Annotated in this window: 16 protein-coding genes; 5 read left to right on the top strand and 11 right to left on the bottom strand. The window is 63.5% G+C overall.

From position 1 onward, the window contains the following. Positions 1-61: 61 nt before the first annotated feature. The 8 genes from GYA95_RS20890 to GYA95_RS20855 all read right to left on the bottom strand — a co-directional run bounded on the left by GYA95_RS20890 (position 62) and on the right by GYA95_RS20855 (position 9,531). The gene (locus tag GYA95_RS20890) at positions 62-880 is read right to left on the bottom strand and encodes a phosphoglycolate phosphatase (protein ID WP_013970605.1); all 819 of its coding nucleotides are present in this window, start codon (positions 878-880) and stop codon (positions 62-64) included. Next, a complete protein-coding gene (gene rpe, locus GYA95_RS20885) occupies positions 877-1,551 on the bottom strand; it encodes a ribulose-phosphate 3-epimerase (RefSeq protein ID WP_003260678.1) in 675 nt (224 codons plus the stop codon). The genes GYA95_RS20890 and rpe overlap by 4 nt, the downstream gene beginning before the upstream one ends. Positions 1,552-1,769: 218 nt before the next feature. Next, positions 1,770-2,597 (bottom strand): ABC transporter permease, encoded by an 828-nt coding sequence (locus GYA95_RS20880; protein ID WP_015268731.1) that lies wholly within the window; start codon positions 2,595-2,597, stop codon positions 1,770-1,772. Between the two features lie 11 nt (positions 2,598-2,608). Beyond that, positions 2,609-3,856, bottom strand: coding sequence for an ABC transporter permease (locus GYA95_RS20875; protein WP_013970602.1), 1,248 nt, complete (start codon positions 3,854-3,856; stop codon positions 2,609-2,611). Positions 3,857-4,010: 154 nt separating this feature from the next. Continuing rightward, complete coding sequence (locus GYA95_RS20870) at positions 4,011-5,045, bottom strand: ABC transporter substrate-binding protein (RefSeq protein WP_015268730.1); 1,035 nt, start codon at positions 5,043-5,045, stop codon at positions 4,011-4,013. Between the two features lie 40 nt (positions 5,046-5,085). Beyond that, positions 5,086-6,210 carry an ABC transporter ATP-binding protein gene (locus GYA95_RS20865; RefSeq protein WP_012270208.1) on the bottom strand — a complete coding sequence of 375 codons (1,125 nt, stop codon included), beginning with the start codon at positions 6,208-6,210 and terminating at the stop codon, positions 5,086-5,088. Positions 6,211-6,503: 293 nt separating this feature from the next. Continuing rightward, complete coding sequence (locus GYA95_RS20860) at positions 6,504-7,136, bottom strand: response regulator (RefSeq protein WP_169774891.1); 633 nt, start codon at positions 7,134-7,136, stop codon at positions 6,504-6,506. A 7-nt stretch (positions 7,137-7,143) separates the two neighbouring features. Next, positions 7,144-9,531 carry a PAS domain-containing sensor histidine kinase gene (locus tag GYA95_RS20855; protein WP_015268728.1) on the bottom strand — a complete coding sequence of 796 codons (2,388 nt, stop codon included), beginning with the start codon at positions 9,529-9,531 and terminating at the stop codon, positions 7,144-7,146. 94 nt (positions 9,532-9,625) lie between these two features. On the opposite strand from GYA95_RS20855, the gene GYA95_RS20850 reads away from it, so the two are divergent. Next, positions 9,626-10,624, top strand: a complete 999-nt coding sequence (locus GYA95_RS20850; protein ID WP_054573709.1) for an alpha/beta hydrolase family protein — start codon at positions 9,626-9,628, stop codon at positions 10,622-10,624. Between the two features lie 108 nt (positions 10,625-10,732). On the opposite strand, the gene GYA95_RS20845 is transcribed toward GYA95_RS20850, so the two are convergent. From GYA95_RS20845 to GYA95_RS20835, 3 genes are read right to left on the bottom strand one after another with little or no spacing between them, the layout of a single operon-like run. Next, the gene (locus GYA95_RS20845; RefSeq protein ID WP_015268726.1) at positions 10,733-11,500 is read right to left on the bottom strand and encodes a TerB family tellurite resistance protein; all 768 of its coding nucleotides are present in this window, start codon (positions 11,498-11,500) and stop codon (positions 10,733-10,735) included. A 1-nt stretch (position 11,501) separates the two neighbouring features. Continuing rightward, positions 11,502-12,173 carry an N-acetylmuramate alpha-1-phosphate uridylyltransferase MurU gene (gene murU / locus GYA95_RS20840; RefSeq protein WP_015268725.1) on the bottom strand — a complete coding sequence of 224 codons (672 nt, stop codon included), beginning with the start codon at positions 12,171-12,173 and terminating at the stop codon, positions 11,502-11,504. After that, positions 12,170-13,189, bottom strand: a complete 1,020-nt coding sequence (locus GYA95_RS20835; RefSeq protein WP_015268724.1) for an aminoglycoside phosphotransferase family protein — start codon at positions 13,187-13,189, stop codon at positions 12,170-12,172. Before GYA95_RS20835 ends, murU begins: the two co-directional genes overlap by 4 nt. A 130-nt stretch (positions 13,190-13,319) precedes the next feature. On the opposite strand from GYA95_RS20835, the gene GYA95_RS20830 reads away from it, so the two are divergent. The 4 genes from GYA95_RS20830 to rsmA are packed head-to-tail and all read left to right on the top strand — an operon-like array spanning position 13,320 to position 19,204. Next, entirely contained in the window at positions 13,320-16,121 is a 2,802-nt protein-coding gene (locus tag GYA95_RS20830) for an LPS-assembly protein LptD (RefSeq protein ID WP_161551489.1), read from the top strand. After that, on the top strand, positions 16,102-17,421 hold the full coding sequence (locus GYA95_RS20825; protein ID WP_015268722.1) for a peptidylprolyl isomerase: 1,320 nt from the start codon (positions 16,102-16,104) through the stop codon (positions 17,419-17,421). Before GYA95_RS20830 ends, GYA95_RS20825 begins: the two co-directional genes overlap by 20 nt. Beyond that, entirely contained in the window at positions 17,418-18,407 is a 990-nt protein-coding gene (gene pdxA, locus GYA95_RS20820) for a 4-hydroxythreonine-4-phosphate dehydrogenase PdxA (protein WP_015268721.1), read from the top strand. Before GYA95_RS20825 ends, pdxA begins: the two co-directional genes overlap by 4 nt. Next, the gene (gene rsmA / locus GYA95_RS20815) at positions 18,404-19,204 is read left to right on the top strand and encodes a 16S rRNA (adenine(1518)-N(6)/adenine(1519)-N(6))-dimethyltransferase RsmA (protein WP_013970591.1); all 801 of its coding nucleotides are present in this window, start codon (positions 18,404-18,406) and stop codon (positions 19,202-19,204) included. The genes pdxA and rsmA overlap by 4 nt, the downstream gene beginning before the upstream one ends. Positions 19,205-19,515 lie beyond the last annotated feature (311 nt).

Raw genomic sequence — 19,515 nt, 5'->3', positions numbered from 1 at the left:
TCGTGGCAAGCAGCAATAGGTCAGGCAAACGGACGGGCCGGCACGCGCCGGCAGGCTGAAGTCAGGCGCGCCAACGCCAACGGGCCAAGGCCTTGATGACTTTCATCCAGAATTTGCCGGTAACCGCCACGGTGGACTCTCTGTCTTGTGAGGCTTGAAGGTCCGCCAACGTTATCCCAGTGGCCGGGTCTGCGCAACCGGGCAGCAATGCACGCAGGTCGTCGATCACCAGACTGGGGGATTCGTCGTGGATCGGCCGGCCATGGTTGTAGCCGTAGGTCAGGCCGACGCACTGCACGCCAGCCGCCTTGGCCGCCAGCACGTCACTGCGTGAATCGCCGACAAACAGCGACTGCTGCGGGGTGACACCGGCCATCTGCATGACGAACAGCAACGCCGCAGGGTCGGGCTTTTTCTGCGGCAGAGTGTCGCCACCGATGATCCAGCGGAAGTAGTTGCCGATCTTCATCTGGTCCAGCAGCGGGCCAACGAAGCGCTCGGGCTTGTTGGTGATCAGAGCCATCTCCACGCCCTGCTTGCGCAGCCAGCGCAGGGTGTCCTGCACACCGGGGTAGACCACGGTCAGTTCGTGGCTTTCGGCATAGGCGTCCATGAACAGCGCCAGCGCCTGGTCGGCCAGCGCATCTTCCACGGCAGCGTGGTCGATGCCGCCGGCCAGCGCCCGGCGCACCAGAACCTGGGCACCGTTGCCCACCCAGTGGCGCACCGCCTCCAGGCCGGCAGGCGGGCGCCCCAGTTCGAGCAGCATGCGGTCCACGGCGGCGGCCAGGTCTGGCACGGAATCGATCAGGGTACCGTCCAGATCGAACATCACCAGCCTGGGCAGCGTCCCGGGGAACAGCTGCTCGAAGCCGCTCATGGGCGGGCCTGAGCCAGTTCGGCGCGCATCCTGGCGATTACTTCCTGGTAATCCGGGGCGTTGAAGATCGCCGAGCCGGCCACGAAAGTGTCGGCGCCAGCGGCAGCGATTTCGCGGATGTTGTTGACGTTGACGCCACCGTCGATTTCCAGGCGGATATCACGGCCGCTGGCGTCGATCAGCGCACGCGCCTCGCGCAGCTTGTCGAGGGTGCCAGGGATGAACTTCTGCCCGCCAAAGCCCGGGTTGACGCTCATCAGCAGCACCATGTCGATCTTGTCCATCACATACTTCAAGGCATCCAGGCTGGTGGCCGGGTTGAACACCAGACCGGCCTTGCAACCACCGTCCTTGATCAACTGCAGAGAACGGTCGATGTGCTGCGAGGCTTCCGGGTGGAAGGTGATGTAGGTGGCACCAGCTTCGATGAAGTCGCCGATGATGCGGTCGACCGGGCTGACCATCAGGTGCACGTCGATCGGGGCGGTGACGCCGTACTTGCGCAGGGCGGTGCAGACCATCGGACCGATGGTCAGGTTGGGGACGTAGTGGTTGTCCATCACATCGAAGTGGACGATGTCGGCACCCGCGGCCAATACCTTGTCGACGTCCTCGCCCAGACGGGCGAAATCGGCGGAGAGAATGGAGGGGGCAATAGCGTAGGGCTGCATGGCGCACCTGTTGGCAGAATCACGGTGGCGCGCATTGTAACCCAGGGAAGCGGATGAAGGCTGATTAGCATCAACCTGTACCGGCCTCTTCGCGTCTGTAGGAGCAGCCTTGTGCTGCGAAGAGGCCGGTAGGGCCGAAGAATAGCTTTTGTCTTACCGGCCTCTTCGCAGCACAAGGCTGCTCCTACAAGGGTAATGCGCAGGCCTTGAGCTACTAATCAAGTCGGCTGCTGGGTCCTCAGCTTCTCGCTACGCCCACGCAACCATTCCAGGGTCAGCAGCAACACTACCGAAAAGGCAATCAGCAAGGTCGCCGCCGCGGCAATGGTCGGGCTCAGGTTCTCGCGAATACCACTGAACATCTGTCGCGGCAGGGTCGCCTGCTCCGGCCCGGCCAGGAAAAGGGTCACCACTACTTCGTCAAACGACGTGGCAAAGGCGAACAACGCCCCCGAAATCACCCCGGGCGCGATCAACGGCAGGGTTACCCGGCGGAAAGTCAGCAGTGGCGAGGCGCCCAGGCTGGCTGCCGCACGCACCAGGTTGTAGTTGAAGCCCTGCAAGGTCGCCGACACGGTAATGATCACGAACGGCACGCCGAGTACCGCATGCACCAGAATCAGCGAGGTGAAGCTGTTGCCCATGCCCAGCGGGGCGAAGAACAGGTAGCTGGCCACACCGATGATCACCACCGGCACCACCATCGGCGAAATCACCAGCGCCATCACCAGCGACTTGCCCGGGAAGTCGCCACGGGTCAGGCCGATGGCCGCCAGGGTGCCGAACACCATGGCCAGCACCGTGGCTGCCGGGGCGACGATGATGCTGTTCTTCAAGGCCCGCATCCACTCGGCCGAACCGAAGAAGTCCTGGTACCACTGCAGCGAGAAGCCCTGCAGCGGGTACACCAGGAAGCTGCCACTGTTGAACGACAGCGGCACTATCACCAGGACCGGCAGTATGAGGAACAGCAGGATCAAGCCGCAAAGAATGCGCAGGCTGTAGAACCACACCCGCTCCACGGGCGACATGTAAGGGCTCAGCATGACAAGGCTCCTCAGCTCAGGCGCAGGCGGCTGGCGCCGACCAGCCAGCTATAGATCAGGTACAACAGCACGGTCGCCAGCAGCAACAGCCCGCCAAGCGCGGTGGCCATGCCCCAGTTGATGCTGGTGTTGGTGTAGAAGGCCACGAAGTAGCTGACCATCTGGTCATTCGGGCTGCCCAGCAGTGCCGGGGTGATGTAGTAGCCGATGGCCAGAATGAACACCAGCAGGCAACCAGCGCCAACCCCGGCGTAGGTCTGCGGGAAGTAGACCCGCCAGAAACTGGCGAACGGGTGGCAGCCCAGCGAGATCGCCGCACGCATGTAGCTCGGCGAAATGCCCTTCATCACGCTGTACAGCGGCAGGATCATGAAAGGCAACAGGATGTGCACCATCGAGATGTACACGCCGGTGCGGTTGAACACCAGTTCCAGCGGCTGGTCGATGATGCCCATGGCCATCAGCGCGCTGTTGATCAGGCCGCCCGACTGCAGCAGCACGATCCACGCCGCCACCCGCACCAGGATCGAGGTCCAGAACGGCAGCAGCACCAGGATCATCAGCAGGTTGCTCTGCCGGGTCGGCAGGTTGGCCAGCAGGTACGCCAGCGGGTAGGCCAGCACCAGGCAGATTGCGGTAATCACCACACCCATCCACAGGGTGCGGGCGAAGATGTCCAGGTAAATGGCCTGGTCCGGGGTGGCCTTGGCCAGTTCGCCAAGGTCATCGATACGGTGGTCGAGCGAAGCCAGCAGGTAGAAAGAGGTGACCGTACTGGTGTTGCGGCGGATTGCCTGCCAGTAGGCCGGGTCGCCCCAACGCTCGTCGAGAGCCTGCAAGGCATCTTTATACGAAGCGGGTTCGCTCTTGAACGGCAGCGCCCGCGCGGTCTTTGCCAACAGGCTGCGGTAACCGGCGAGCTCCATGTTCAGGCGCTTGGAAAGGTCGCCCAAGGTCTGGTTCTTGCGCGATTCGGCCAAATCCTGGCTCAACGCCTTGTAAACGTCCTCGCCCGGCAGGCTCTTGCCATCCCACTGGGTGATGACGCCAACGGTGCGCGGCAAGCCGCCAACCACTTCCGGGTTGCCGACGCTCTTGTACAGCAGCGCCGCAATAGGCACCAGGAACACCAGCAGGAGAAACAGCGCCAGCGGCGCGATCAACGCCTGCGCCTTCCAGCGGTTGACCCGCTCGGCATGCTTGAGGCGCTGCTTGAGACTTGGACCTGCGCCTTCTTTGAGGGGCACTGCAATGGCCATGGCGAACTCCGCGATACGAACTGAAAATGGGGCTGCTGCGCAGCCCATCGCAGGCAAGCCAGCTCCTACAGATACTGCGCTGGCTCTAGAGCGGCCCCCTGTGGGAGCTGGCTTGCCGGCGATGGGCCGCAAAGCGGCCCCCTACACTGGTCGTTTACTTCTTCGCCGCCCAGGCGTTGAAGCGCTGCTCCAGCTGCTCGCTGTTGTCGGCCCAGAAGGCCACATCGATCTGCACCTGGTTGGCGATGTTTTCAGGCGTGGTCGGCATGTCCTTCTTCACAGCGTCCGACAGCAGGCTCACGGCCTTGGAATTGGCCGGGCCGTAGGCGATGTTCTCGGAGTAGGTCTTCTGCTGCTCTGGCTGCACGCTGAAGGCGATGAATTTCTTCGCTTCCTCGACATCCTTGGCACCTTTCGGGATGGCCCAGGCATCGAAGTCGTAGATGCCGCCGTTCCACACCACCTTCAGGTTGCTCTCTTTCTGCACCGCAGCGATGCGGCCGTTGTAGGCAGAGCTCATGACCACGTCACCCGAGGCCAGGTACTGCGGCGGCTGGGCGCCGGCTTCCCACCACTGGATGCTTGGCTTGAGTTCGTCGAGCTTCTTGAAGGCGCGGTCCACGCCCTCTTTGGTGCCCAGCACCTGGTACACATCCTTCGGCGCCACACCGTCGGCCATCAGGGCGAATTCCAGGGTGTACTTGGCGCCCTTGCGCAGGCCGCGCTTACCCGGGAATTTCTTGGTATCCCAGAAATCGGCCCAGCTGGTCGGTGCGGTCTTCAGCTTGTCGGCGTTGTAGGCCAGCACCGTGGACCATACGAAGAAGCCAACACCACATGGCTGAATGGCACCCGGCACATAGTCGGCCTCATTACCGAACAGGGCCGGGTCGAGTTCTTCGAACATGCCCTCGTCACAGCCACGGGCCAACTCTGGCGACTCCACTTCCACCAGGTTCCACGACACGCTCTTGGTGTCGACCATGGCTTTGACCTTGGCCATCTCGCCGTTGTACTCGCCTGCGATGATCTTGCCCTTGCCGGCCTTCTCCCACGGTTCGTAGAACGCCTTCACCTGGGCCGCCTTGTTGGCACCACCAAACGAGACAACAGTCAGGTCTGCGGCCATGGCCTGGCCAGCGGCGAACAGCCCCAGGGCCAGGGCGGTCAGTTTCAACTGCTTGCGCATTATTATTCTCTCCACAGTACAGGGTTGGTGAAGCAATCCATCAATGGGCTTCGGCAATCGGATCGAGCGCGCGGGCGTGCTCCACCTCCCAGCCCAGCGGTACCACATCGCCCACGGCCAGGGCCGGGTCGAGCTCGGCAATCGGCTGTTTCACGAAGAAATCGCCCTTGCCGCAAACTTCCAGGCGCACCCGCACGTGGTCGCCCAGGTAAATGAATTCCGCCACCCGGCCCGAGAAACGGTTAACACAGCTTTCGCTGTGGCCATTCAGGCGCACGCGCTCCGGGCGGATCGACAGGGTCACCGGCTCGCCGGCCTGGCCGACATTCACCGCCAGCGCCTCGACCCGCTCGCCACGCGGCAACTGCACCTGGCAGCGCTTGCCATCACTGGCCAGCAAGGTGCCGTTGATGCGGTTGTTCTCGCCGATGAAGTTGGCGACGAAGGTGTTGCAGGGTTCTTCGTACAGCGTGCGCGGGTCGGCGATTTGCTGGATTTCGCCCTGATGGAACACGGCCACCCGGTCGGACATGGTCAGCGCTTCGCCCTGGTCGTGGGTCACGTACACCACGGTCACGCCCAGGCGCTGGTGGATGTGCTTGATCTCCATCTGCATGTGCTCGCGCAGCTGCTTGTCCAGCGCGCCCAGCGGTTCGTCCATCAGAACCAGCTGCGGCTCGAACACCAGTGCCCGGGCCAGGGCCACACGCTGCTGCTGGCCGCCGGACAGCTGGCCGGGGTAGCGTTTGGCGAAGGCATCGAGCTGGACCATGTTCAGCACCCGCTTTACCCGCTCGCTGATGTCGGTCTTGCTCAGGTTGCGCACGGTCAGCGGGAACGCCAGGTTCTCGGCCACGGTCATGTGCGGGAACAGCGCGTAGTTCTGGAACACCATGCCGATGTCGCGTTTGTGCGGCGGCACGTTGTTGATCGAACGCCCGGCCAGCTGGATTTCACCGGCGGTGGGGGTTTCGAAGCCAGCCAGCATCATCAGGCTGGTGGTCTTGCCCGAGCCGGACGGGCCAAGCAGGGTAAGGAACTCGCCCTTGCGAATATCCAGATTGAGGTCTTTGACGATCAGCGACTCGCCGTCGTAGCTCTTCTGCACACCACGGAAGCTGACCAGCGTTTCGCTGGTTGCAGCGTTCGACTTCGCCTCGCTCATGCCTGCACCTTCTTGTTGGATGACTGCGTAGGCATAGACTAGACAAGCGGCAAGCACCGGAAAATCGGGGGTGCTGAGAGAATGCCATCATCCGGATGGAAGATTTGTTGTAGGGATTCCCCTACAAAGATGGCGGGATTGGAATACTTCTCTCAGACCTCCGGCGCGCCCCTGTGGCGGGCTTACCCGCGAAGAGGCTAGCCCAGGCAGCGCAGATGGCAGGTCAGGCCCTTTCGCGGGTAAACCCGCTCCCACAGGGATTCGCTACAGGACGTAGGAAGCGCATGTCGCAATCAGACCAGCTTGTGCTCCATCGCGTACTTCACCAGCTCAGCCAGCGAATTCACTTTCAGCTTCTGCATCAGGCGCGCCTTGTGGGTGCTGATGGTCTTGCTCGACAGCGCCAACTGCTGGGCGATGTCGTTGACGTTGGCGCCCTGGGCCAGGCGTTCGAACACCGAAAACTCTCGCTCCGACAGCAGGGTGTGCAACGGCCGCGACTCGGTCAGGCCCACCTCGAAGACCATGCGGTCGGCCAGCGCCGGGTCGATATAGCGCCCGCCAGCGGCAACCCGGCGAATCGCGGTCAGCAACAGCGCCGGGTCGCTGTCCTTGGTGGCATAGCCCGCCGCTCCGGCCTTCAGCGCCCGCGCCGCCATCTGCGCTTCATCGTGCATCGACAGCATCAGGATCGCCGGGGCGTCCTGCAACGCGCGGATTCGCGGAATCGCTTCCAGGCCATTCACGCCCGGCATCGAAATATCCAGCAGTACCACCTCGCACGGGGTGTGGCGCAAGGTTTCCAGCAACTGCTCGCCGTTACCGGCTTCCCCCGCCACCTGCATGTCCTTGGCCAGGCCAATCAACTGCTTGATGCCCTCACGGACAATGGTGTGGTCTTCGGCCACCAGCACTCGAATCACGATCGCTCTCCTACTCCAACGGTATGGCCACGCTCAGGCTGGTGCCTTCGCCCGGTTCACTGTCCAGCGCCATGCTGCCGCCCAGCATCAGCACCCGCTCACGTACCCCTACCAGGCCGAACGAGGTGGGCCGAGGCTGGTCGCGGCAAAAGCCCTGGCCGTCATCGCTGACGGTCATGCGCAATTGCCCGTGCTCACGCACCAGTTCGATCTCCACGCTATGGGCCTGGGCATGGCGCATCACGTTGGTCAGCGCCTCCTGGAGGATACGGAACAGCCCGATGGCCTTGGCATCGCTCAATGCTGGCAGATTATCCGGTACTTGCACCAGGCAGGGGATTTGCGTGCGTGCTTCAAAGCGCCGCGCCTGCCATTCAATGGCCGAGGCGATGCCGGCATCGAGAATCGGAGGACGCAAGGCAGTGGCTACGTCGCGCACCAGCTGGAACAGCTGGGCGATCAGGCGCTTCATGCTGGCCAGCCGCTCGTTCAGCCCCGGGTCCAGCTCGGCGAAGGCCAGCTCGCACATCGACACTTCCAGCTTGAGCACGGTCAGCATCTGCCCCAGTTCATCGTGCACTTCTCGGGCGATGCGGGCTTTTTCTTCCTCACGCACGCTTTCCAGGTGGGCCGACAGTTCGCGCAGCTGCTCCTGGGACCTGGCCAGCGCCAGCTCGGCCCGCTTGCCCTGCGTGATGTCCCAAACCACACCGTCCCATACCACCCGGCCGTTACCCAGGCGCCGGGTACTGGCTTTGATGTCGGCCCAGCGCTGTTCACCCTGGCGGGTGAGGATGCGCCCCTGCCAGGACCAGTCCTGGTCGCTGGCCAAGGCCAGGTCCTGCACCCGGTGGTAATCGGCACGGTCCTCAGGGTGCACCAGGTTGCGCAGGCCCATCTGCGGGTCCTGGATCTCACTGGGCGAATAGCCCACCAAGGCCTCGCTGCCTTCGCTGATGTAGGGGAATTCCAGGTCGCCCTCGGCCGGGTCGCGCTCCAGGCGGAACACCAGCCCCGGCACGTTGCCGGCAATGCCCTTGAGCCGCGCCTCGCTTTCGCGCAGGGCCGCCAGGGCGCGGTAGCGCTCGGTGACATCGGCGAGGTACACAACCAGGTACTCGGAGTCACGAAAGCGCAGAAAACTCAGCGACAGCTCGACCGGCAACAGGCTGTGGTCAGCCCGGCGGCACTGCGTCTCGAACTGACCAACACCGCCCGCCCCGGTACGTGCGCCCTTCCACAGCTCCAGCCAGCGATCCATGGTCAGGCTGGGTTCAAAGTCGCTAAGCGGCCGCTCCAGCAGTGCGCCTTCGCCGTAGCCCAGCATGCGCTCGGCGGCATGGTTGGCGTAGCGTACGTGGCTGTCCCAGTTGACCCAGAGGATGCCCACCGTGCTCTGGTCGATGGCAAACTGACTCAGGCGCAACGCTTCTTCGCGCACTTGCCGCTCCACAAGACTTTCGCGCGTGGCCAGCAGGCTGCGCTCCAACTGGCGCTGTTGCCGACGCTGCCACACCAGGGTGGCCAACGCGCACAACAGCAGCAAGCCGAACAGCAGTGCCAGGTTCTTCCAGAATCCTGTCGACTCGCTCAAGCGTGGGTACTTTGGCTGCAGCCAACGCTGGTGCAGTTGCTCCAGTTCCTTGGCCGGCAGCGCCTGCAGGCCACGCTCCAGCACATCAGCCAGCAGCGGCCAGTCGCGCCGCGAACCGATGCGCAACAGTTGCGGCAGGCCGATATCGCCGACCACAGCCAGCTCGCCGAACTCGCTTTCGCGCGACAGGCGGCTGAGCTGAGCTTCATCCAGCACGGCGAAACTGGCCTGGCCGCCCACCACCAATTGCAGGGCCTCGCGCTCGTTGGGTACCCCTTGCAGGTTGAGGTTGCTGTAGTTACCGCGCAGGTAGTCCGCCAGCTGGCTGGGCATGCGCACCGCCACCCGCTGCTCGGCTCCGAGCGTTTCCAGTTCCACGGCCATCGTCCCGGTGCGCGGCCCCACCACCAGTTGCGGCACGCGCATGTAAGGGTCGCTGAACAGCCACAGACGCAGGCTGGCAGGGGTCTGGGTAAGCCCCGGGGCAAAGTCGATTTCGCCGGCCTGGAGGGCATGTTCGAGGCTGGCCTGGTCGGCGAAGTTGCGCCAGGTAAGGTCCAGCCGCAGCGCCTGCGCCAGGCTGCTCACCAGTTCCACGTTGGCACCGTACAGTTGCTGCAGGCGCCGGTCGAACTGAGCGTAGGGCGCCTGCAACACCAGGCCGACACGCAGGCTACGATGTGTATCCAGCCATTGCTGCTGGGCAGGTTCCAGGGCAACCGTGGGCACCGCTTCGGGCCTTGCCAATGCAATCAAGGGCAGCCAAAAGCAGCCGATAACCAACAGGCGACGCACTCGCTTCATCTACACGCTCGTCTTGGCAAAGCGGCCATGCAGCATGGCCGTCACGGGCAAATACCATTAGGCTGCCGGTATCATTCTGGCCCCGGGTTGACTCATGTCCACACTTTATCGCACGACGCTGGCAATGTGCTGCCTGGCCTCGATCCTTCCACTCGGCGCCCTGGCCGCCGATGCCGAAAAACCATCCACCACCACCGAGGCACCCGTTGCCCAAGCTCCTCGCCCGCCGCTGCTGGAACGCAGCCAGGAGGATGCCCAGGCACTTGAACGGCTGGTGCCCAAGGCCGAACAGCAGACCCTTCAGGCCGGTGCCGACAGCTTCCTGGCCTTGTGGAAACCAGCCAACGACAGCGATCCACAGGGCGCGGTCATCATCGTCCCGGGGGCTGGCGAAACGGCTGACTGGCCGAATGCGGTCGGCCCGCTGCGGCAGAAGTTCCCCGATATCGGCTGGCACAGCCTCAGCATCAGCCTGCCTGACCTGCTCGCCGACAGCCCGCAGGCGCGAGTCGAGGCCAAGCCGGCTACCGAGCCGGAGCCAGACAAGGGCGAAAGCGCTCCGGCCAAGGACATGCCGGCCGATGCCAATGCTAACGTCGCCCAGGCTACCGCAGCCGATGCCGACACCGCAGAGAGCACTGACGCCAAACAGGCCAGCGAACAAACCGACCCAGCCGATGCCGAGCGCATTTTCGCCCGCCTGGATGCTGCGGTGGCCTTTGCCCAGCAGCACAACGCCCGCAGCATCGTGCTGATCGGCCATGGCAGCGGCGCATATTGGGCGGCCCGCTATCTGAGCGAGAGGCAGCCACCACAGGTGCAGAAACTGGTAATGGTTGCCGCGCAGACACCAGCACGGGTGGAGCATGACCTGGAAAGCCTGGCGCCAACCTTGAAAGTGCCGACTGCCGACATCTACTACGCCACCCGCAGCAGTGACCGCAATGCAGCCGCACAGCGCCTGCAGGCCAGCAAGCGGCAGAAGGACAACAAGTACCGGCAGTTGTCGCTGATTGCCATGCCGGGGAACAAGGCGGCCGAGCAGGAGCAACTGTTCCGCCGGGTGCGGGGGTGGATGAGTCCGCAGGGGTAAGGTTTGCCATGATGGCCCTGTCGCCGGCACTCCAGCTCCCACAGGTACACCACAGTGTTCAGGGTCAGTGCAATACCTGTGGGAGCTGGCTTGCCCGCGATAGGGCCATCAAAGCCCGCGCCGCTTGCGGATCATGGCATAAGCCTGATGCAGCTCCCGGGTCCGCTCGGTTGCTTCACGCACCTGCGACTCACTGGCACCAGTACCCGCCAGCTTGTCCGGGTGGTGCCGGCTGACCAGCCGACGATACGCCTGCTTGACCTTGTCGCCATCGGTATCCGCCTCGACCGCCAGCAAGCGCAACGCCGCCGCATAGGTCATGGCGACCCCTTCCGGCCCCGCCGCCTTGCGTGGTTCGTACTCCAGCGACATGGCCTGCACCTGCCGCCGGCTCAGGCCCAGTTTCTGCCCCCAGTCCAGCAGCAGTTCACGCTCCTTGTTGCCCATCTTGCCGTCGGCCCAGACCATGCGCCAACAGGCACGCAGGGTACCTTCGGCCGCATGCGGCTGCTGGCGAATGCGCCGCAGGTGCCCACCCAGCCGGTCCTTGCCCGCCTTGCCGCGGTTGAACGCAGCAATCGCACGCAGCCGAGCCTCTTCGGCCAGGTCCAGGCGCACCATCTCCTGGCGCGCCTGCTGAATATGCTGCTCGCCCACCCGGCCATCGCACTTGGCCAGGCGCCCGAGCATCACGAACAGCAATTCGTCGTCCTGCAACGCCGGGCGCCCACCCAGGCGTTCACGCATGTCCTCCCAGCCTTGCAAACGCAGGCGACGGTCCATGGCCTGCCCGAGCAACGCCCCGAGCAAGGCCCCGGGGATGCTGGCAACGGCAAAGCCGGCACCGACACCAATCACCGTGCTTGGCCACCACATGTCAGGCACGCTCGCGGATCAGGCGCTCGGCCTCGGCCAAGCGTTCGAGCGTACCGACATCAACCCAGTGCCCACGGTAGTGCTCGCCACTGACCTGGCCCGCAGCCATGGCCTGACGCAGCAACGGCGCCAGCTTGAAGGCGCCAGGCTGGCAGCCTTCGAACAGCGCCGGGTGCAGCACCGAAAGGCCACTGAAGGTCAGCGTGCCAGGCGCATCATCACCATCGACCACCCGCTCACCCACCAGGCGGAAGTCGCCGCGGCCGTGATGGCCTGGGTTGTCGACCAGCACTAGGTGAGCCAGGCCTTGCAGGGGAGCCTGCAGGCGCGCGAAGTCGTAGTCGGTCCAGACATCGCCGTTCACCAACAGGAACGGCGCGTCACCCAGCAATGGCAGGGCCTTGAAGATGCCACCGCCGGTTTCCAGCGGCTCTCCTTCGGGCGAATAGCGGATGCTCAGGCCGAAACGGCTGCCGTCACCCAGGTGGTCCTCGATCTGCTGGCCGAGCCAGGCATGGTTGATCACCACCTCGGTGACGCCCGCCGCAGCCAGGGCCCGCAGGTGGTACTCGATCAATGGCTGGCCGGCGACCGGGACCAGCGGTTTGGGGGTGTGCAGGGTGAGCGGGCGCATGCGCTCGCCTTTGCCCGCTGCCAGGATCATTGCCTTCATGCACGCGCTCCGGCCTGCAACTCGGCAATCAGCTCACCCAGCTCCGCCAATTCGGGCCGGCGGCTGATCACTTCTTCTATATAGGCGAAGAAGCGCGGTACGTCGCCCAGGTAACGGGGTTTGCCGTCACGGTGGCAGATACGGGCGAAAATACCGATCACCTTCAGGTGGCGCTGTACACCCATCAGGTCGCTGGCACGCTGGAACGCCTCGAAATCGGCCTGCACCGGGATGCCGGCAGCCTGCGCCTTCTGCCAGTAGTCGCGCAGCCAGCCTTCGACCCGCGCCTGCGGCCAGCTGAGGAACGCGTCCTTGAACAGGCAGGTGATGTCGTAGGTGACCGGGCCATACACGGCATCCTGGAAGTCCAGCACGCCGGGGTTGGGCGTGCTCTGCATGAGGTTGCGCGGCATGTAGTCTCGGTGCACCAGCACCTTGGGCTGGGCCAGTGCGCTGTCGATCAGCAGCTGGCTGATTCGTTGCCAGGTGGATTTCTGGGCATCGCTGAAGGCCAGGCCAAGCTCACGACCCACGTACCACTCCGGGAACAACTCAACTTCACGGCGCAACAGCGCATCGTCGTAGCTGGGCAACGGCGCGTCCATCGGCAGGCGCTGAAACGCCAGCAGTGCGTCGATGGCATCGGCGAACAGGCCGTCGGCGTTGTCCGCATCAATGATATCAAGGTATGTCTGGTGGCCCAGGTCACCCAACAGCAGGAAACCACGTTCCAGGTCCTGGGCATGGATCAGCGGCACGTGCACGTCGGCGCTGGCCAGCAGGTGGTCGATGGCGACGAACGGTCGGCAGTTTTCCTGTGGAGGTGGTGCATCCATGATCACGAAGCTGTGGCCGGCACCCTGCCAGCGGAAATAACGGCGGAAGCTGGCGTCGCTGCTGGCCGCGGTCAAGCTGCCTGCAGGCACGTCGCCCCAGGCATTTTTCCGGAAAAGATCATTGAGCTGCTCATCGAGCCAGACCGTCAGTTGTTGCAGGCGTACATCGTGTTCAGGCATTACAAGGGTCTCCGACGGCCCTAGCCGTCAAGCGGGTCATGCTTTATTATCCAGCATCTTTTTCAGACCATCGAGAGGCGTGCGGCCCCACACGCGGGCAGATGGCACGCAGGAAGCCCGGACTAATAAGATGGCATTGAAATCCCCCGCGTTTCGTAGAAAGTTTCCGTTGCTGGTAACCGGCGGTCTGCTGGCCCTGCAACCTCTGGCCACGTCTTACGTGGTGGCAGCCGAACAGTTCGACTGCCAAGTGTCCGCCTCCGGTGGTTGGGACTGCAAGCCCAAGACCCCAACCAACAACCTGCCGCCGCGCCCGGTGCACGAGGGTGCTGCCGTCAGCACCGGCACCGAAGCCGCGAGCGAAGGCGAAACCGCGGACCGGCCGATGCTGGTCACCGAGGCCAAGGGCCGTGGCCTGAAGTCGCGTAGCGAAGACTACAGCCACCTGGACTGGGTTCCGCGTGAAAAGCTCACTGCCGCACAGTTGGCCGAAACCGGCCCGTACTGCGGAGGCGCCTACATCGAGCCAACCCGCCCTGGCATGGCCGACACCACGCCGAAGGACGAGTCGCCGACCTACATCAACGCCAAGGTATCCAAGTACCAGCAAGAGCAGCAGATCGCTACCCTCGCCGGTGACGTGGTGATGCGCCAGGGCAGCATGCAGGCCGAGGCCGACGAGGCCAACCTCTACCAGACCGAAAACCGTGGCGAGCTCAAGGGCAACGTCAAGATCCGTGACAACGGTTCTCTGGTGGTCGGTGACGAGGCACAGATCCAGCTCGACACGGGCGAGGCCCAGGTCGACAACGCCGAATACGTGATGCACAAGTCGCACATCCGCGGCAGTGCCCTGTACGCCAAGCGTGGCGAGAACGCCATCATCCGCCTCAAGGACGGTACGTACACCACCTGCGAACCGGGCAGCAACGCCTGGCAGCTGAAGGGCAACAACATCACCCTGAACCCGGCCACCGGTTTCGGTACCGCGACCAACGTTACGCTGCGGGTCAAGGATTTCCCGGTGTTCTACACACCGTACATCTACTTCCCGATCGACGACCGTCGCCAGTCCGGCTTCCTGCCGCCATCGTTCAGCAGCACCAGCGATACCGGCTTCATGCTGGTCACGCCGTACTACTTCAACCTGGCGCCGAACTACGATGCCACGTTGTATCCGCGCTACATGACCAAGCGCGGCCTGCTGATGGAAGGCGAGTTCCGCTACCTGACGCCTTCCAGCGAAGGCCAGTTCGGTGGCGCGTACCTCAACGACAAGAACGACGACCGTAAAGACCAGACTGACTACAAAGAGCAGCGCTGGATGGTCAACTGGCAGCACAAGGGCGGCTTGGACGAGCGCCTGATGGCTGAAGTGGACTACACCGACATCAGCGATCCGTTCTACTTCCAGGACCTGGAATCCGACCAGATCGGTATTGAAACCCAGGACTTGCTGAACCAGCAGGGTGCACTGACCTACCGTGGTGACAGCTACACCGCACGGTTGAATGTGCATGCCTACGAAATGGCGACCATCTCGAAGATCACCCCGTATGATCGCCTGCCGCAGATTACCTTCAATGGCAAGCTGCCGTACGAGCCGGGTGGGCTCAATATTGCTTACGAAACCGAGGCAGTCCGTTTCGATCGTGACCTGAAAGACGACTTCGTATTGAACGAAGATGGCCTTCCCGACACTTCGGCGGGTGCGCCTGGTCGCCGCCTGGACCAGAACGTCAGCGGCATCGCCCGCGCCAACGGCAACCGTTTCAACGTCGCACCATCGATCAGCCTGCCGATGGAAGCCAGCTACGGCTTCCTGACCCCCAAGCTGAAATATGCGTATACCCACTACGATCTGGACTTGGACAGCCAGGGTAAAACCCAGGCTATCGCGCAATCGGCCAACCCAGCGTATGGCAGCTACAACAGCTCGCTGAACCGCGACGTACCGATCTTCAGCGTGGACAGCGGCCTGTACTTCGACCGCAAAACTTCGCTGTTCGGCACCAACTACAAGCAAACCCTCGAACCGCGTATGTACTACCTCTACGTCCCGTACAAGGACCAGAAGGACATCCCGCTGTTCGACTCGGGTGAAACCCTGTTCAGCTACGATTCGCTATTCCGCGACAACCGCTTCAGCGGCACCGACCGCATCGGTGACGAGAACAAGCTGTCGCTGGGCGTGACCACCCGCTGGATCGAAGAAAACGGTTTCGAACGCCAGAACTTCAGCATCGGTCAGGCTTTCTATTTCAAGGACCGCAAAGTTCAGCTCCCTGGTATCGATTACCGTACCCGCAGCGACTCGCAGTCCGATGTGTCGCCATACGCGTTGGTGTACAACTACTACTTCAACCGCGACTGGCGCTTCAATTCGGACTTCAACTGGGACCCGGACAGCCGCAGCACCCGCTCGGGCAGCGCGATGTTCCATTACCAGCCTGAAGACAACCCGAACAAAGTGGTCAACCTCGGTTATCGCTACCGTAACGACACCATCTCCTACGACTCCACGACCGGTACCTGGAAAGTGGGCGGTGGCGACTACGGCGTCCCAGGCAGCGAGAACTACATCAAGGACTACTACAAGATCCAGCAGCATGACTTCTCGGTCATCTGGCCGATCGTTCCGCAGTGGAGCGTCATCGCTCGCTGGCAGCATGACTACAACCGCAATCGCACCCTGGAAGCCCTGGGCGGTTTCGAGTACGACAACTGCTGCTGGAAGCTGCGTCTGATCAACCGTTACTGGATCGACTACGACGACTTCAGCCAAGCCCTCCCGGCGAACGAAAAAGGCGACCACGGCATCTTCCTTCAGATCGTCCTGAAAGGCCTCGGTGGTGTAGTCGGCAACAAGGTCGAATCTTTCCTCGACCAAGGCATTCAAGGTTATCGTGAACGTGAAGACCAAGCTTATTGATCGACTGCGCCCGGCGTTGCTGGGCGTTGCATTGCTGAGTGGCGCGGTGCATGCCGCGGTGCAACCTCTTGATCGCGTGGTGGCCATCGTCGACAACGACGTGGTCATGCAAAGCCAGTTGGACCAGCGTGTCCGCGAGGTCCAGCAAACCATCGCCAAGCGTGGCGGCGGCATGCCGCCTGCCGGTGCGCTGGATCAGCAGGTGCTGGAACGCCTGATCGTCGAGAACCTGCAGTTGCAGATCGGCGAGCGCTCCGGCATCCGCATCACCGACGAAGAGCTGAACCAGGCCATGGGCACCATTGCCCAGCGCAATGGCATGTCGCTGGACCAGTTCCGCGCCGCCCTGGCTCGTGACGGCATGTCGTTCGACGACGCCCGTGAGCAGGTCAAGCGCGAGATGATCATCAGCCGCGTGCGCCAGCGCCGCGTGGCCGAGCGTATCCAGGTCTCCGAGCAGGAAGTGAAGAACTTCCTCAACTCCGACCTTGGCAAGATGCAGATGTCGGAAGAGTACCGCCTGGCCAACATCCTGATCCCGACCCCGGAAGCGGCCAACTCGGAAGCCATCCAGGCCGCCGCGCGCCAGGTTGGCGATGTGTACCAGCAGCTCAAGCAGGGCGCGGACTTCGGCCAGATGGCCATTGCCCGCTCCGCCAGCGAAAACGCCCTGGAAGGCGGCGAAATGGGCTGGCGTAAAGCCGGCCAGCTGCCACCAGACTTCGCCAAGATGCTCAGCAGCATGCCGGTTGGCGAAATTACCCAGCCCATCCGCATCCCCAACGGCTTCATCATCCTCAAGCTCGAGGAGAAGCGCGGTGGCAGCGAGAACGTGCTGCGTGACGAAGTGCACGTTCGCCACATCCTGATCAAGCCGAGCGAGATCCGCAGCGAGGCGGCCACCGAGCAACTCGCCGAGCGCCTGTACGAGCGCATCAAGAACGGTGAAGACTTCGGTGAGCTGGCCAAGAGCTTCTCGGAAGACCCGGGTTCGGCGCTCAACGGCGGCGACCTCAACTGGGTCGACCCGAACAGCCTGGTACCGGAGTTCCGCGAGCAGATGGCCAACGCCGCCCAAGGCGAGGTCACTCGTCCGTTCAAGACCCAGTACGGCTGGCATGTCCTGGAAGTGCTGGGCCGTCGCGCCACCGACAGCACCGAGCAGGCTCGTGAGCAACAGGCCATGAACGTACTGCGCAACCGCAAGTACGACGAAGAGCTGCAGACCTGGCTGCGCCAGATCCGCGACGAGGCCTACGTTGAAATCAAGCTGCCTGGCGCTGACCAGGCCGCCCAGTGAAGCCCCTGCGCTTCGCCGTCACCCCCGGCGAGCCGGCCGGCATAGGCCCTGACCTGTGCCTGCTGCTCGCCGCAGACGCCCAGCCCCATCCCCTGATCGCCATCACCAGCCGTGACCTGCTCGCCGAGCGGGCCACGCAGCTGGGGCTGGCCGTCAACCTGCTGCCGGTAGCGCCGGGGCTATGGCCCGAGCAGCCGGCGCCAGCGGGTAGCCTTTACGTCTGGGATACCCCCCTGGCGGCCCCGGTGGCGCCGGGCCAGCTCGACAAGGCCAATGCCGCGTTTGTGTTGGAAACCCTGACCCGTGCCGGGCAAGGCTGCCTGGAAGGGCATTTCGCCGGGATGATCACCGCCCCTGTACACAAGGGCGTAATCAACGAAAGCGGTATCGCCTTCTCCGGGCATACCGAATTCCTTGCCGAGCTGACCCACACCGCGCAAGTGGTGATGATGCTGGCCACCCGTGGCCTGCGCGTGGCCCTGGTGACCACGCACCTGCCGCTGCGCGACATTGCCGACGCCATCACTGCCGAGCGCGTCGAGCGTGTAACCCGTATCCTGCATGCCGACATGCGCGACAAGTTCGGCATTGCCAACCCGCGTATCCTGGTGTGCGGCCTCAACCCGCACGCGGGCGAGGGCGGCCACCTGGGCCGCGAGGAAATCGACATCATCGAGCCGACCTTGGCCCGCCTGCGCACCGAAGGCATGGACCTGCGCGGGCCGCTGCCGGCCGATACCCTGTTTACCCCCAAATATCTGGAGCACTGCGACGCGGTGCTGGCGATGTACCACGACCAGGGCCTGCCTGTACTCAAGTACAAAGGCTTCGGCGCTGCGGTCAACGTGACCCTGGGCCTGCCGATCATCCGCACGTCGGTCGACCACGGCACAGCCCTGGACCTGGCCGGCACCGGCAAGGTCGACACCGGCAGCCTGCGCGTCGCGCTGGAAACCGCCTACCAGATGGCCGAGAACCGACCATGAACGAGCAATACCAACACCGGGCGCGCAAGCGCTTCGGCCAGAACTTCCTGCACGACGCCGGCATCATCGACCGCATCCTGCGTGCCATCAACGCCAAGGCCGGCGAACATCTGCTGGAAATCGGCCCCGGCCAGGGCGCCCTGACCGAAGGCCTGCTCGGCAGCGGGGCACAACTGGACGTGGTGGAACTGGACAAGGACCTGGTGCCGATCCTGCAGCACAAGTTCGCCGACCGCAGCAATTTCCGCCTGCACCAAGGCGACGCCTTGAAGTTCGACTTCAACCAGCTAGGCGTGCCACCGCGCAGCCTCAAGGTAGTGGGCAACCTGCCCTACAACATTTCCACCCCGCTGATATTCCACCTGCTCAGCCATGCCGGGTTGATCCGCGACATGCACTTCATGCTGCAGAAGGAAGTGGTCGAGCGCATGGCCGCCGGCCCTGGCGGTGGTGACTGGGGGCGTCTGTCGATCATGGTGCAGTACCACTGCCGGGTCGAGCACCTGTTCAACGTTGGCCCTGGCGCATTCAACCCGCCGCCGAAAGTGGACTCGGCCATCGTCCGCCTGGTGCCGCACGAAGTGCTGCCGTACCCGGCCAAGGACGCAAAGCTGCTGGAGCAGGTGGTACGCGAAGCCTTCAACCAGCGCCGCAAGACCCTGCGCAACACCATGAAAGGCCTGCTCGACAGTGCGGCCATCGAAGCTGCCGGCGTGGATGGCAGCCTGCGCCCTGAACAGCTGGACCTGGCCGCCTTCGTGCGCCTGGCTGACCAGTTGGCCGATCAGCAAGCCTGATATCGCCTGTACCGGCCTCTTCGCGGGCAAACCCGCTCCCACAGGTACTGCACAGCCCTCAAAATCTGCGTAGTACCTTGTAGGAGCAGCCTTGTGCTGCGAAGAAGGATTTTCTTCGACAGTAATGGCCTCTTCGCAGCACAAGGCTGCTCCTACAGGTCCTGTGCATACCTTGAAACCCATGCTCTCCAGGTAGGAGCGGGTTTACCCGCGAAAGGGCCGGGACAGACAACACAAACCCCCAAGCCCCTCACCGCTGGCCCTCACCCCTCCCAATGGCCTAGACTGCATTACTGCGTCAGTTTGCCCAA

This window comes from Pseudomonas asiatica (genome assembly GCF_009932335.1).
Classification (GTDB): domain Bacteria; phylum Pseudomonadota; class Gammaproteobacteria; order Pseudomonadales; family Pseudomonadaceae; genus Aquipseudomonas; species Aquipseudomonas asiatica.
This window is presented reverse-complemented; position numbering and strand designations above follow the sequence as displayed.

Bases quoted from the DNA above. Each gene is read 5' to 3' on its own strand.
- GYA95_RS20875 (WP_013970602.1), bottom strand. From the start codon at position 3,856: ATGGCCATTGCAGTGCCCCTCAAAGAAGGCGCAGGTCCAAGTCTCAAG.
- GYA95_RS20865 (WP_012270208.1), bottom strand. From the start codon at position 6,210: ATGAGCGAGGCGAAGTCGAACGCTGCAACCAGCGAAACGCTGGTCAGC.
- GYA95_RS20830 (WP_161551489.1), top strand. From the start codon at position 13,320: ATGGCATTGAAATCCCCCGCGTTTCGTAGAAAGTTTCCGTTGCTGGTA.
- GYA95_RS20845 (WP_015268726.1), bottom strand. From the start codon at position 11,500: ATGTGGTGGCCAAGCACGGTGATTGGTGTCGGTGCCGGCTTTGCCGTT.
- GYA95_RS20870 (WP_015268730.1), bottom strand. From the start codon at position 5,045: ATGCGCAAGCAGTTGAAACTGACCGCCCTGGCCCTGGGGCTGTTCGCC.
- murU (WP_015268725.1), bottom strand. From the start codon at position 12,173: ATGAAGGCAATGATCCTGGCAGCGGGCAAAGGCGAGCGCATGCGCCCG.
- rpe (WP_003260678.1), bottom strand. From the start codon at position 1,551: ATGCAGCCCTACGCTATTGCCCCCTCCATTCTCTCCGCCGATTTCGCC.
- GYA95_RS20890 (WP_013970605.1), bottom strand. From the start codon at position 880: ATGAGCGGCTTCGAGCAGCTGTTCCCCGGGACGCTGCCCAGGCTGGTG.
- rsmA (WP_013970591.1), top strand. From the start codon at position 18,404: ATGAACGAGCAATACCAACACCGGGCGCGCAAGCGCTTCGGCCAGAAC.
- GYA95_RS20855 (WP_015268728.1), bottom strand. From the start codon at position 9,531: ATGAAGCGAGTGCGTCGCCTGTTGGTTATCGGCTGCTTTTGGCTGCCC.
- GYA95_RS20850 (WP_054573709.1), top strand. From the start codon at position 9,626: ATGTCCACACTTTATCGCACGACGCTGGCAATGTGCTGCCTGGCCTCG.
- GYA95_RS20880 (WP_015268731.1), bottom strand. From the start codon at position 2,597: ATGCTGAGCCCTTACATGTCGCCCGTGGAGCGGGTGTGGTTCTACAGC.
- GYA95_RS20835 (WP_015268724.1), bottom strand. From the start codon at position 13,189: ATGCCTGAACACGATGTACGCCTGCAACAACTGACGGTCTGGCTCGAT.